Source organism: Loktanella sp. DSM 29012 (genome assembly GCF_900110705.1).
Classification (GTDB): Bacteria; Pseudomonadota; Alphaproteobacteria; order Rhodobacterales; family Rhodobacteraceae; genus Loktanella; species Loktanella gaetbuli.
In genome coordinates this window covers 23,690-37,140 of the sequence record NZ_FOEJ01000006.1, presented here as the reverse complement: position 1 = coordinate 37,140, position 13,451 = coordinate 23,690, and the positions used below count along the sequence as shown (strand labels likewise).

Annotated in this window: 11 protein-coding genes; 3 read left to right on the top strand and 8 right to left on the bottom strand. The window is 63.7% G+C overall.

Going from position 1 to position 13,451, the window contains the following annotated elements:
• Positions 1 to 88 precede the first annotated feature (88 nt).
• From BMX27_RS14000 to BMX27_RS13965, 8 genes are all read right to left on the bottom strand, one after another.
• The gene (locus tag BMX27_RS14000) at positions 89 to 2,032 is read right to left on the bottom strand and encodes an OmpA family protein (RefSeq protein WP_177172732.1); all 1,944 of its coding nucleotides are present in this window, start codon (positions 2,030 to 2,032) and stop codon (positions 89 to 91) included.
• A gap of 108 nt (positions 2,033 to 2,140) precedes the next feature.
• Complete coding sequence (locus BMX27_RS13995; RefSeq protein ID WP_090160545.1) at positions 2,141 to 2,929, bottom strand: FAD binding domain-containing protein; 789 nt, start codon at positions 2,927 to 2,929, stop codon at positions 2,141 to 2,143.
• A gap of 95 nt (positions 2,930 to 3,024) precedes the next feature.
• Positions 3,025 to 5,406 carry a xanthine dehydrogenase family protein molybdopterin-binding subunit gene (locus BMX27_RS13990; protein WP_090160544.1) on the bottom strand — a complete coding sequence of 794 codons (2,382 nt, stop codon included), beginning with the start codon at positions 5,404 to 5,406 and terminating at the stop codon, positions 3,025 to 3,027.
• Positions 5,407 to 5,511: 105 nt separating this feature from the next.
• On the bottom strand, positions 5,512 to 5,994 hold the full coding sequence (locus BMX27_RS13985) for a (2Fe-2S)-binding protein (RefSeq protein ID WP_090160542.1): 483 nt from the start codon (positions 5,992 to 5,994) through the stop codon (positions 5,512 to 5,514).
• 106 nt (positions 5,995 to 6,100) lie between these two features.
• Positions 6,101 to 7,105, bottom strand: a complete 1,005-nt coding sequence (locus tag BMX27_RS13980) for a molybdopterin-binding protein (protein ID WP_090160540.1) — start codon at positions 7,103 to 7,105, stop codon at positions 6,101 to 6,103.
• Positions 7,102 to 8,067 (bottom strand): XdhC family protein, encoded by a 966-nt coding sequence (locus BMX27_RS13975; protein WP_090160538.1) that lies wholly within the window; start codon positions 8,065 to 8,067, stop codon positions 7,102 to 7,104. The genes BMX27_RS13980 and BMX27_RS13975 overlap by 4 nt, the downstream gene beginning before the upstream one ends.
• 7 nt (positions 8,068 to 8,074) lie before the next feature.
• A complete protein-coding gene (locus BMX27_RS13970; RefSeq protein WP_090160536.1) occupies positions 8,075 to 9,394 on the bottom strand; it encodes a vWA domain-containing protein in 1,320 nt (439 codons plus the stop codon).
• A gap of 64 nt (positions 9,395 to 9,458) precedes the next feature.
• On the bottom strand, positions 9,459 to 10,361 hold the full coding sequence (locus tag BMX27_RS13965; RefSeq protein ID WP_090160534.1) for an AAA family ATPase: 903 nt from the start codon (positions 10,359 to 10,361) through the stop codon (positions 9,459 to 9,461).
• A gap of 194 nt (positions 10,362 to 10,555) precedes the next feature.
• Between BMX27_RS13965 and BMX27_RS13960 the strand changes: the two genes are divergently transcribed.
• The 3 genes from BMX27_RS13960 to BMX27_RS13950 all read left to right on the top strand — a co-directional run bounded on the left by BMX27_RS13960 (position 10,556) and on the right by BMX27_RS13950 (position 13,394).
• A complete protein-coding gene (locus BMX27_RS13960; RefSeq protein ID WP_090160532.1) occupies positions 10,556 to 11,509 on the top strand; it encodes a hypothetical protein in 954 nt (317 codons plus the stop codon).
• Between the two features lie 50 nt (positions 11,510 to 11,559).
• Positions 11,560 to 12,612 carry a dihydroorotase gene (gene pyrC / locus BMX27_RS13955; RefSeq protein WP_090160529.1) on the top strand — a complete coding sequence of 351 codons (1,053 nt, stop codon included), beginning with the start codon at positions 11,560 to 11,562 and terminating at the stop codon, positions 12,610 to 12,612.
• 104 nt (positions 12,613 to 12,716) lie between these two features.
• The gene (locus BMX27_RS13950; protein ID WP_090160527.1) at positions 12,717 to 13,394 is read left to right on the top strand and encodes an orotate phosphoribosyltransferase; all 678 of its coding nucleotides are present in this window, start codon (positions 12,717 to 12,719) and stop codon (positions 13,392 to 13,394) included.
• Positions 13,395 to 13,451 lie beyond the last annotated feature (57 nt).

The following is a 13,451-nucleotide window of genomic DNA, read 5'->3' as shown; positions in this document are numbered from 1 at the left end:
TCAGCGCATCGGCGCTGACCCCTTTTTCATTGCGACAGGCCCATATTCAGCGGGCACGGGGGCGGGACTTTCTCCCGCCCGCTTGTTTTCAGCTGTCGCGCAGCAGCGGTGTGATGTTGCGAACAGCCGCACGGCGATTCGCGCGCTCGGCTTCCAGCGTGCGCACCTTGAGATAGGATTCGCCGTAGCCTTGCGTCACCAGGTTTTCCGGCGGCACGCCGAAATACTGCGTCAGCGCCAGCGCGACCGTTTCCGCGCGACGGTCCGACAGGCCCAGGTTATAGGCCGCATCGCCGACCGCATCGGTGTGGCCTTCGATCAGGAAAACCGCACTCGGATCATCCTCGATCACCGCCAGCATCGCCCGGCCCAGTGCACCCAGCTCTTCGGCCTCGCTGGGCTGAATTGCAGCCGAACCGCTGGCAAAGGTAATCGTGTCCAACTCGATCTGCGGTGACAACTCGCGTACCTGCTGCACATCGCGGATCTGTTCCAGCGAATAGGACCGGCCCGTCTGTGTCAGCAGACCCGCCGACAAGGCCGCACGCAACGCCGCATCATCGGCATTGCCCAGCTGCGTTTCCTGCCCGGTCTGGACCTGCGGCAGGGACGTGACATCAATCGGGTCCACCTGTTCCAGATCGTTGATCAGTTGGACCTGCGTGCCATCCACACGCGTCAGCGTACGGCGCAGGACGGTGCCGTCGGCGGCACGGATCGTGGTCACGAAACTGCCGTCCTCTCGGGTGACGGTCGTCAGGGTCGATCCGTCGTCAAAGGTCTGGGTTGCGATTTGCGCGCCCGGTTGACGCAACAGCGTGTTGTCGTCACGCAGCACCCGCAACTCGCCTTCACGTTCCACAATCACGCGGTCACCGGAATTGGACACGACGGCGTCGCCGTTGTTGAGGATCGCACCGACCGTCGCGGCCCCCAGACCCAGCAGCAGTGCCTGCTCGAACCGGGACAGACCGTCATCGTCATCCTCTGCGGTGGCGGTATCGCTCAGCACCTGCGTGTCGAAATCCTCGTCTGCGGACCGCACATCCTCTGACTGGACTTCCTCTGTCACGACCTCTGCGCTGTCAGATTCAGCCGTTGCAGCGGCGGATTGCTGGCGTGCCGCAGCGCGTTCCGCACGACGCGCGTCGCGGGCGGCCAGCTCTTCTGCAGTCGGCTCTGCCAGTGTCTCGGCATCTGCCGGACCGGTCGCAGGCACGTCTTCGACCGCCGTATCTTCTTGCTGCGCGTCTGGCGCGACAGCCGCATCAGGGGCGTCTCCCGCAGCGGCATCTGTGCTGTCGTCCGCGGCAGTGGCCTCCGCCTCCGGCGCTACCGGTGCCTCGGCTTCTTCTGGGATTTCAGCCTCAGCAGGCGTTGTCTCGGGTGCCACAGTCTCGTCGGGGGTCGTAGCGTCTTCAGCAGTCGGGGCGGCCTCCTCGGTCGGTGTTTCCTCATTCACCTGTGGCTCTGTCGCAGCGGGTGCCTCGTCCTCGGCGGGCGGCATGGCCTCGGGTGCTGGCTCCGCGACCGGCATGTCCTCAGGTGTAGGCTCTACGACCGGTGCGGCTTCGGTGGCAGGCTCCTCGGTGTCTTGTGCCTCAGCCTCGGGTGCGCTTGCCGGGGCTTCCGGTTCGGCGGCGACGGGTGCCTCATCCACCGGTGCAGTATCGGCAGGCACAGCCTCGTCCTGCGTGGCAGGTGCGTCAGCCTCGGTCGCAACCTCTGCCGGATCTGGTGCCGCCTCTTCGCCTTGATCTTCGACAGCAACAGGCTCGCCTTCAGCCGTGGCGTCTTCGATCAACGCCTGGGCGGCCGCCAATTGCGCCGGACCGCAGACAGCGGGATCATCCGTCACGACCAGATCAGCGGTCACGGCCTCTTCTCCGATGGCCACCGCCAATGCCTGCGCATCCGCCATGGCGGCACCGTCAGGCAAATTGCAGGGAAAGACCGCCTCTTGCGCCGAAGCGGATGAGACGGACAGCCCGATCATCAGGGCTGTGGTGGAGGTCAGGGTCAATCGCGTCATGGTGTTCCTCGCAAACAAAAGGTGCCCCCGGCACATGCCGGGGACACCTGATCAACCCTTGGAAATCACCACCGTTCCCGCTGCGCAGGACCGGTGGCGGGGTTCCGCCTAGACGGCCCGCGCGACCGCGCGCTTTGCCATCACGCCGCACAGATGCGCGCGGTAATCCTTGGATCCGTGCAGATCGCCGATCATGCCGTCCGCATCGACAGACAGCCCGTCCAGCGCATCTGGCGTGAAATTGGCCGACAGCGCTTCCTCGGCAGCAGACCAGCGGAACACGCCGGATTCAGACGCGCCCGTGATCGCCACCCGGACACCATCCGCAAATCGTGCGACAAAGACCGCAACCAGCGGAAACCGGGACGCAGGCTGGATGAACTTTTCATAGGCAGCCGCCTGCGGGACGGGGAATTTCACTTCGGTGACGATCTCGTCTTCTTCCAGCGCCGTCGTGAACATCCCTTGGAAGTAATCATCGGCCGCGATCTCCCGCCGGTCCGTGCAAACGGTCGCATCGCAGGCCAGAACCGCCGCCGGATAGCAGGCGGACGGATCATTGTTCGCCACACTACCACCGATGGTGCCACGGTTGCGCACGGCCGGATCACCGATCCGGCTTGCCAGATAGCTCAAGGCCGGAAAACTGTCGGCAACAGCCTCGGCCACCGCCCGGTGCACTGTCGCACCCTTGACGCAGATCCGGCCCGCGCTGTCGGTGCTCACCCCCTTGAGATCGGCGATCCCGTGCAGGCTGACCAGCGTCTCGGGCATCGCCAGACGCGCCTTCAACGTCGGGATCAGCGTCTGTCCTCCGCTCAGCGCCTGTCCTCCTGCGGCGATTGCCGCCTTTGCCTCATCCAGAGTGGTGGGGCGCGCAATATCGAATGCGTACATTATGTCTCTCCTCTTGGCGGATCTGCGGGATCACCGCATCATCTTGCCGAAAATACTCCGGGGTCCGGGGCAGCGCCCCGGTCCCTCACTTTCACCTAGGCCGCGTCGGTCCGTGCGGCGTGCATCGCGGCCCAGACGCGGCTGGGCGTCAGCGGCATGTCGATATGGGCCACGTTCATGCCTCCCGACTGGATCGCATCGATGACCGCATTCACGACCGAAGGTGGCGACCCGATGGCACCGGCCTCGCCGCAGCCCTTCACACCCAACGGGTTGTGCGTGCAGGGCGTCTGGCAGGAATGATCGACCGAATAGAACGGCAGATCATCCGCGCGCGGCATGGCGTAGTCCATGTAGGACGCGGAAATCAGCTGGCCGTCGGCATCATAGGCGCAGTTTTCCAACAGCGCCTGACCGATACCCTGCGCAATCCCGCCGTGCACCTGCCCCGATACGATCATCGGGTTGATGACATTACCGAAATCATCCGCAGCAGAGAACCGCTCGATCTTCACATGGCCGGTTTCGGGGTCCAGCTCCACCTCGCAGGCATAAGCGCCAGCCGGATAGGTAAAGTTGGCCGGATCGTAGAATGCCGTCTCCTCCAGCCCCGGTTCGATATCCGTCAGCGGATAGTTGTGCGGCACATAGGCCGCCAGGGTCACATCGCCCCAGGCGACCGACTTGTCCGTGCCGGCGACGCTGAATGTCCCGTCCTTCAGCTCGATATCCCCTTCAGAGGCCTCCAGCAGGTGGGCTGCGATCTTCTTGGCCTTGTTGATCACCTTTTCGGCAGCACGCACCATGGCCGATCCGCAAACGGCCAGCGACCGCGACCCATAGGTGCCCATCCCGAACGGAATCTTCGAGGTGTCACCGTGGACGATGTCGATCTGGTCCTCGGGGATACCGATCATTTCGGAAATCACCTGCGGAAAGGATGTCTCGTGCCCCTGTCCGTGACTGTGGGCCCCAACCATGACGCTGATCGATCCCGTCGCGTTCACCCGCACGGTCGCCGCGTCATAAAGACCCGCCCGCGCGCCAAGTTGCCCCACAAGGTTGGACGGCGCGATGCCGCAGGCCTCGATATAGCTGTTCACACCCAGACCGCGCAGCTTGCCACGGGCCTCGCTCTCCTTGCGCCGCGCGTCAAAGCCCGCGAAATCGGCAATCTCGGTCAGCTTGTCCATCGTCGCATTGTAATCGCCGGTATCGTATTCCACCGCGACAGGCGTCGCATAGGGGAACTGGGTGATATAGTTCTGCCGACGCAGTGCGACCGGATCGACACCCAGCTCGCGCGCGGCCATGTCGATAACGCGTTCCAGCTGATAGGTCGCCTCGGGTCGGCCCGCACCACGATAGGCGTCGACAGGCACCGTATTGGTGAACACCGCCTTGACGTTCACATAGACCAGCGGCGTCTTGTAGTTGCCCGCCATCAGCGTGCCATGCAGCCAGGTCGGCACCGATGGCGCAAAGGTCGACAGATAGGCCCCCATGTTCGCGTAGGTTTCGGTCCGGATCGCGGTAAAGTTGTTGTCTGCATCCAGTGCCAGCTGGATCTTGGACACGTGGTCCCGGCCATGTGCGTCGGACATGAACGCCTCTGACCGCGTGGACGTCCATTTGACAGGACGGTTCAGCGCCTTGGCGGCAAATGTGCAGAACGCCTCTTCCTGATAGTGGAAAATCTTGGTGCCGAACCCGCCGCCCACGTCGGGGGCCACGACCCGCAGCTTGTGTTCCGGAATGCCCAGCACAAAGGCACCCATCAGCAGGCGGATCACGTGGGGGTTCTGGCTGGTGGTGTGCAGCGTGTGCATGTCGTCGGCACGGTCGTATTCACCCACGGCCACCCGCGGTTCCATCGGGTTGGCGACCAGACGGTTGTTCACCAGTTCCAGGGTGGTGACATGCGCCGCCGCTTCGAATGCAGCATCGGTCGCGGCCTTGTTCTCCTCGACGAAACCCCAGTCGTAACACAAGTTGCTCGTCAGTTCGTCATGGACCTTGGTGGCCCCCTCGGCCACGGCGGCCTTCATATCGACCACGGCCGGCAGTTCGTCGTAATCCAGTACGATCGCCTCGGCGGCGTCGCGGGCCTGCGCACGGGTTTCAGCTACCACGGCGGCAACCGGTTCGCCCACATGTCTGATCTTGCCGTGCGCCAGCACTGGGTGACGCGGTTCCTGCATCGGCTGGCCATGACGGTCAGTGATTTGCCAACCACAGGGGATCGACCCGACAGCCTCGAAATCCGCACCCGTAAAGATACGCACGACACCCGGCATCGCCGCGGCTTCTGCCGTATCGACACCGTTCAGCTTGGCATGGGCCACATCAGCGCGCAGGAAATGCACGTAGAGCTGGCCGTGAATGTTGATGTCATCAGTATATTTTCCGGTACCAGTCAGAAACCGGATATCTTCGCGCCGCTTGCTGCTAGCGCCAATTCCACTGTCTTTGGGCATTGCTCTCTCCCTGAACCGCGCATCGACGCCTCTCGGCCCGCCTGCGCATCATCTTGCCAAAAATACTCGAACCGGCGGCACGCCTCCCTGCGCGCCGCCCGCAAATTACTCGGCCGCCATCGCGGGCATCTCTTGTCCGCTGGCCGCCATGATCGCCTTGACGATGTTGTGGTAGCCCGTGCAGCGGCAGATATTGCCCTCGAGGTACTGGCGCACCTCGTGCTCGGTGGGCTTGGGGTTTTCCTTCAGCAGGCTTGCGGCCGTCATCACCATACCGGGCGTGCAATAGCCGCACTGCAAACCGTGATGATCCTGAAACGCCTGCTGGATCGCGGACAGCGTGCCGTCCTCTGCAGCCGCACCCTCAATGGTGGCGATTTCTGCGCCATCGGCCTCTGCCGCGAACATGGTGCAGGATTTCACCAGCTCTCCGTTCACGTGCACGGTGCAGGCACCGCATTGCGACGTGTCGCAGCCCACATGCGTCCCGGTCAGACGCAGGTCGGACCGCAGGAAATCCACCAGCAGTGTGCGGCCCTCGACCTCTCCGGTCACCTCCCTGCCGTTCACCTTCATCGTCAGTTTCATGTGCAACTCTCCCTTTCGCATTGGGATCAGTTAAGCACCCAATTTCACGTCTGAGAAGGCCTTCTTGACGCTGCATTGCGGCATCGGCGGATGCTGCGTCGCGTCATCACCGCGCGGTGATCGGCCTGCGCGGCAAGGGACGCGATGGCATTTCCTTGAGCAGGCCACCCACACCCATTGCGGCGATTTCGGCCGGACCGACCGGCAGGCCGCAGATGACCCGTTCCAGCACCCAGTCCGCCCCGTTCAGCGCAGGCGACCGCGCACAGCCAGGCAGGCCGATGACAGGTTTTTCGCCCAGTTGCGCGATGAACAGCAGGTTGCCGGGATCGACGGGCATGCCGTAATGGATCAATCTCCCGCCCGCCTGCATGACGCCGGTCGGCGCGGTATCCGCCACATCAGACGTAGCAGACGCCGTCAGGATCAGCGCAAGATCGCCCGGTGCATCATGCAGCGCCGCAGCAATCGCATCTGCATCATGCGACACCACGACGCGTTCCGACAGGGTCACCCCCAACCGTGCAAGGCGCGTGGCCAGCGCGCGCCGCCCCTTCGGGTTCGGTATGGTGCGATCGGTTGTCGTCTCGATCAGCGTGGCGCTGTTCAGGCGCGGCGGATGCAGGGTGACAGGCTGGCCCGATGCAGCCTGACAGGCCCGGTCCAGATCCGCGCGGGGCACCCCGAAAGAAATCACCTTGATCGTCGCGATCAAGGTATCCACCGCCACCCGCGTGAGGGGTGCCAGCGTTGCCACGGTGATCATCGGGCTGACGGCATTGACGGCGTTTATCGTTTCGGCCGCGATCCCCACGACACCGGCCCGCGTGGCCACGATGTTGACCCGACCCGTGCTGGCAGGCGTGACCCGCAGGTGCAGCGACCCCTCGGGCACCAGCGCCGCACCCAGCTGTGCTGCGGCGCGGTTTTCATCCAGATCATCCACTGCCAGCAATGCGACCGTGACGGGATCGTGACCCGCTGCCGCAAGCTCTGCCAGATGCGCATCGGTCAGAACGGTCCCCTTGCGAATCCGCATGGTTGCACCGTCGAGCGAATGCGCAAGAATCGCGCCCAGCGCCTCTGCCGTCCGAACGGGGCCGAACCTCATGTGGCGCGGCGCAGGGTGGCGATCACCTGCGCCATCACGCTGACAGCGATTTCGGCAGGTGCGCGCCCGCCCAGGTCCAGACCGACGGGCGCGTGAATACGGTCGATCTGTGCGGCGGTAAAACCGGCCTCGGTCAGTCGCGCGACACGTTTGGCGTGGGTGCGGGTCGATCCCAGGCAACCCAGGTAGAATGCATCCGACCCCAAAACCTGCATGATCGCGGGATCGTCCAGTTTCGGATCATGGGTCAGCGTCACGACGGCGGTGCGGCTGTCGGGGGCCAGGGCCGTCAACGCCGCGTCAGGCCAGTCCTCGATGATCGTCTCGCCCGGAAACCTGTCAGCCGACCCAAAAACGCCGCGCGGATCGATCAGCACCGGATCGAAACCGCAGGCCCGCGCCATGGGCAAGAGCGCCTGCGCGATATGCACGGCCCCCACGACAATCATCCGCAGCGGCGGGTTGTGCACGGCGACAAAGGTGCGTGCGTCGTCCTCGACACCGGACCGGTCCAGCCGGAAACGGTCAGGATGGTCCGCAAGTTCCCCAACCCTGCGCGCGCCACCCTCCAGGTCGATGACATAGGCCACGGGTTCTCTGGCCGCGATCCGGGCGCACAGGGTTTCCAACACATCCAGCGGCATCGCCCGGCCCACAGGTTCGACCAGCACCCGGATGCGCCCGCCACAGGCAAGCCCCACCGCAAAGGCATCGTCGTCGCTGACCCCGTAGTCCAGCAGGCGTGGCTTGCCATCTTGCAGCGCCTCGATGGCCTCGAGGATCACCGCCCCCTCGACGCAGCCGCCAGAGACCGAGCCTTCCATGTTGCCATCACCGTCGATGACCAGCAGCGAACCGACCCCGCGCGGCGCACTGCCCCATGTCTCGATCACGGTGGCCACAGCGACAGCGCGGCCCGAGCGGTGCCAGTCCAGCGCGAGGGTCAACAGATGCGGTGTCATGGCAGGATCATCCTATGGTATTGGCCGCGCGGGTGAACGCAAACGGGTTCTGCGGTGCGTCGGTTGCATTGTCTGCGAGGGCCGCCATCAGTCGCTGTTTCTCGCCCGTATCATCGGGCCGCGCCAGGGCTTGCGCAAGCCCGGCGAGCGAGGCGATGTTATGCCCCGACCGAAAGCTGGACACATGCGGCAGCATCGCAGCGATCCCCTTGGCCTTGGGCGCGAAACCGTCCCACCGCAAAAGCGGGTTCAGCCAGATCAGCTGGCGCGCGGTCAATGACAGGCGCTGCATTTCGCGCCCCAGATCGGCTGTCGGGTCACGGTCCAGCCCGTCGGTGATCAACAACACGACCGCCCCCTGCCCCATGACGCGGCGCGACCAGTCGCGGTTGAAATCGTGCAGGCAGGCGGCGATGCGCGTCCCGCCTTCCCAATCCTGCGCCTCTGCCCCGGCGGCGGACAGCGCCGCGTCCACGTCGCGGGTGCGCAGATGACGGGTGATGTTCGTCAGCCGCGTGCCAAAGGTAAAGGCATGGACCTGCGCCCAGCCCTGCCCCTGCGCATTGGCGACACCGTGCACGAAATGCAGCACGGCGCGGGAATATTGCGACATGGATCCCGAGATGTCGCACAGCACCACCAGATTGGGATAGCGCAACCGCCTGCGTTTGGTCGCAAAATCCGTGATCTCGCCGCCGCGCCGCATCGCCATCCGCTGGGTGCCGCGCCAGTCGGGAATACGCCCCGGCAAGGCCTGCGTGCGCCGCGATTGCAGCGGTTTCACAGGCAGCGACATCTGCGCAAGAATGCGTTTTGCAGCAGCCATTTCGGCCAGACTCATCTGTTCGAAATCCAGACTGCGTAACCTTTCCTGGGTGCTGATGGTCTGGCTTGCGTCGATGTCCAGCAGGATTTCGTCGTCCTTGGCCTCGTCCTCTGGCTGGGGGGCGTCACGTTCCTCACCATCCAGCAGCGCCTCTGCCGCGCGTTTTTCGGCGGCCTGCGCTGTCCGTTCCTCGGCCACACCACGCACCATGGGCTGCATGAAGGACATCATCTGTTCAAGGTAGCGCGGATCGCGCCAATACAGGCGAAAGATCTGGCCAAAGGTCGCCTGTTCCTCTCGTTTCGAGACGAAACAGGCATGCAGGGTCCAGTAGAAATCCATCCGGTCGGTGAACCCGGCGACCTGCACCGCGCGCACGGCGTCGATCACCCGCCCTGGCCCGATGGGCAGACCCGCCCTACGGAGCGCCCGCGCGAAATGCGCGATGTTCTGCGCCAGCTTCGGGTGTTCCGGCAGGTCGAGATCGGCCAGTTCTACCATCCGGCGGCGACTGGGGGTTTCACACCCCCAGACCCCCGTGGAGTATTTTCGGCAAGATGATGCATCAGACAGGAATCGAAGCGCGTGCCTCGTCCAGGATCTGTTTGGCCTTGGAGCCTTCGAGCTTTTGGATGTCGTCCTGATACTTCAGGATCGCGCCCAATGTGTCGGCGATCACCGCGGGCGACAGGTCGATCACATCCAGTGCAAGCAGGCATTTCGCCCAGTCGATTGTTTCGGCAACCCCCGGTTTCTTGAACAGATCCTCGGTGCGCAGACGCTGAACGAAGGCCACGACCTCGCGCGACAGGGCCGCAGATGCCTGCGGCGCGCGGGCGTGCAGGATGTCAATTTCCCGGTCGAAATCCGGGTAATCGACCCAATGATAGAGACAGCGACGTTTGAGAGCGTCATGCACTTCGCGGGTGCGGTTCGAGGTCAGGATCACGATGGGCGGCTCTGGTGCCTCGATTGTGCCCAGTTCCGGGATCGTGACCTGAAAATCCGAGAGCGCCTCGAGCAGGAAGGCCTCGAAGGGCGCATCCGTCCGGTCCAATTCGTCGATCAGCAGCACGGGCGCGCCGCCCGGTTGCGGCCGCATGGCCTGCAACAAAGGACGTTCGATCAGGTAGTCTTCGGTAAATAGCTCTGATTTGAGCGCATTCCGGTCGGTGCCGCCCGTTGCCTCTGCCGCGCGGATGGCGATCATCTGTTCGGCAAAGTTCCACTCGTAGACCGCTGACGCCGCGTCCAGCCCTTCGTAGCATTGCAGCCGGATCAGCCGGCGCCCCAGCGCCGCGGCGATCGCCTTGGCGATTTCGGTCTTGCCTGTGCCGGCCTCACCTTCGAGGAACAGGGGGCGGCCCAGCTTGAGCGCCAGGAATGTCACCGTGGCAAGGCTGCGCCCGCAGATGTAGTCCTGTTCCGCCAGCCCGGCCTGCACGGCATCGATACTGTCAAATTCCATTGTCGCCCTCCCCCTCGTGCCTCAAACCTGCACCACAGGGCGCAGAGGTCAAGCACGGCATGGACGCCCCGTGCCAAAGGCCGTAGATTTGCGCTAAGGGCGTCACCGCACAATGTCCCAAAAGCGGCGCGCCGACTGCCTAATTTCGCCCCAATGCGACGGCATCTGAGATGTCTGAACCGCGGAGAACTGCCATGATCGACCACAGATTGACCTTCGAGACGGACCTCAAGGGGTTGGAAATCGACGATTGGCTCGTGGCACTCGAGGAACTGGTCGAAGATCACGGGTCCTACACACCGCTTGGGGATGATTTCGGAGCGGCCTTTCTGGATGCGGGTCCGAAACTGCTCGTGACGTTCGAGAATGCGACCGAAGTGATGAGCCTGCCCGATGCAGCCCCCCGTGGCTTCGCCTTTGCCCGGCGCGAAGGCTGGTCGCACCTGGCCATCATCAGCCGCGGCGAAAGCTGGTTTCGCGATGAACGCGTTTACCGGCATTTCGACCGTCTGATCGACGACGGGTTTTTCGAGGATTTCGAGGACGTGCTGTTCTATGGTGCCCAAGCGGGCGGCTATGCGGCTGCCGCCTTTGCCGTTGCGGCACCCGGTGCGCGCGTGCTGGCATTGCGGCCACAGGCAACGCTGGACCCGGCTGTTGCCGGCTGGGACATGCGGTTCGTGAAATACCGCGGCCAGAACTTTACCCGCCGCTATGGCTATGCCCCCGACATGATCGACGCGGCCCAGCGCGCCTATATCGCCTATTGCCCGCAGCAGCGCATGGACGCGATGCATGCCGCCTTGTTCACGAAACCCAACGTGTCGATGTTGCGCGTATCGGGATTGGGCGGTCGCATGGATGTCATGTTCGAGGCGCTGCGCGTGCTGGATGACGTGATCCGGGCGGCCATGGACGGCACCCTGACCCATGCCCGCTTTGGTCAGTTGATGCGTGCGCGCAAGCAGTCCGGTGCCTACCTGCGCAACCTGCACAAGCGTCTGCTGGACACCGGGCATGACGCACTGGCCGTACAGCTATGTTATGCCGTTCTGGCGCGCGGGCCGAACCCGTTCTTTGCCAAGCAGTTGCAGGAAATGGGCAAACCGCTGCCCAAATCCGCCAAGGCCGAGATCGACGCGGTCTGATCGGTCGGTGTGATCTGGTCAGGGCCGGTGGTTGCGTATAAAGACGCGCCATGCCTGATAGAGATTTGACCGAACTGACGATCCGCCGCCCCGACGACTGGCACCTGCACCTGCGGGACGGTGCCATGCTGCGCGCGGTCCTGCCCGAAACCACACGGCATTTCGGCCGCGCCATCGTGATGCCGAACCTCGTGCCGCCTGTCGTGACGGCCCGTGATGCGACGGCCTATCGCGCCCGGATCATGGACGCGATGCCCGCAGATGCGCAGTTCACGCCGCTGATGACCCTCTACCTGACCGAGGACACGGATCCCGACGATGTGGCGCGCGCCCACGCCGAAGGGATTGCAACGGCTGTCAAACTCTATCCTGCCGGGGCCACGACGAATTCTGCATCGGGCGTGCGCGATTTCGACAAGGTGCGACCGGTGCTGGACCGGATGGCCGAAATCGGCATGCAGTTGTGCGTCCACGGCGAAGTCACTGACAGCGCTGTCGATATTTTTGACCGCGAGGCGGTGTTCATCGACAAGGTCCTCAAGCCGATCCGCAAGAAGAACCCTGACCTGCGGATCATTATGGAACACGTCACCACTGAGGATGCGGTGGATTATGTCCGCGACACGCCGAAAAATCTGGCCGCGACGATCACGACCCATCACCTGATCATCAATCGCAATCACATTCTGGCCGGTGGCATTCGCCCGCATTACTATTGCCTGCCGGTGGCCAAGCGCGAAAAGCACCGTGTCGCACTGGTGCAGGCTGCCGTGTCGGGTGACGTGCGGTTTTTTCTGGGCACCGACAGCGCCCCGCATACGGATGCACGCAAGTTGCAAGAATGCGGCTGCGCCGGGGTGTTCAGCGCGCCGAACACCATGTCCTGTCTGGCCGAGGTGTTCGATGCGGCCGGGAAATTGCCCAAGCTCGAGGCCTTTGCCTCGCTCAACGGGCCTGCGTTCTACCGCCTGCCGCCGAACGCGGATACGATCACGCTGCGCAAGGGCGATCCCGTCACCTATCCCGATCATATCGCCACCGATGATGGGCCGGTGACAGTGTTTGACCCCGGTTTCCCACTGCACTGGTGCGTCGTGGACTGACCCGGGATAACGGGCCGATGGGGCAGCACAGGGGCTGTGCTGCCTCTTAACATCCGGTCCCAAAGGCCCTAAACCCGCGCGAACCCACAGCCAGGAGCCGCGCCATGATCCCGTCGTCCTTTCCCGAAAAATCCGAAATCGCCCGCCTGACCGCGTCCATGCTGCTGGAAATCGGCGCGATCGATTTCAATGCGACGACGCCGTTCACCCATGCTTCTGGCAAACAGGCCCCGACCTATGTCGACTGCCGCAAGCTGATCTCTTTTCCGCGTATCCGTTCCACGCTGATGGATTTCCTGACCATCAGCATCATGCGCGACTGCGGGTTCGAGGCCTTTGACAACGTGGCGGGTGGTGAGACCGCAGGCATCCCTTTCTCGGCGCTGGTGGCCGAACGCATGGCGCTGCCGATGACCTATGTGCGCAAGAAACCCAAAGGTTACGGTCGCAATGCGCGGATCGAAGGCGTGATGTCAGAAGGCCAGCGCGTGCTGCTGGTCGAGGATCTGACCACCGATGGCGGATCGAAACTGTCATTCGTGGATGCGATCCGCGACACAGGCGCGAACTGCAACGCCACGGCTGTGATTTTCTATTACGGCATCTATCCTGACGTCGAGGAATCACTGGCCGCCCACGGGGTCAAGCTGGTGTCTCTGTGCACCTGGTGGGACGTGCTGGACGTGGCGCGCGCCAACCAAAGCTTTGACGCGGCGACCCTGGACACGGTCGAGGCCTACCTGCGCGATCCGAACGGATGGCAACCCGGTATCATGGTCTGATCAATTTCGTGGTCTGATCACCGTCCTGGTTTGATCACCATATCCTGATGCCGGACC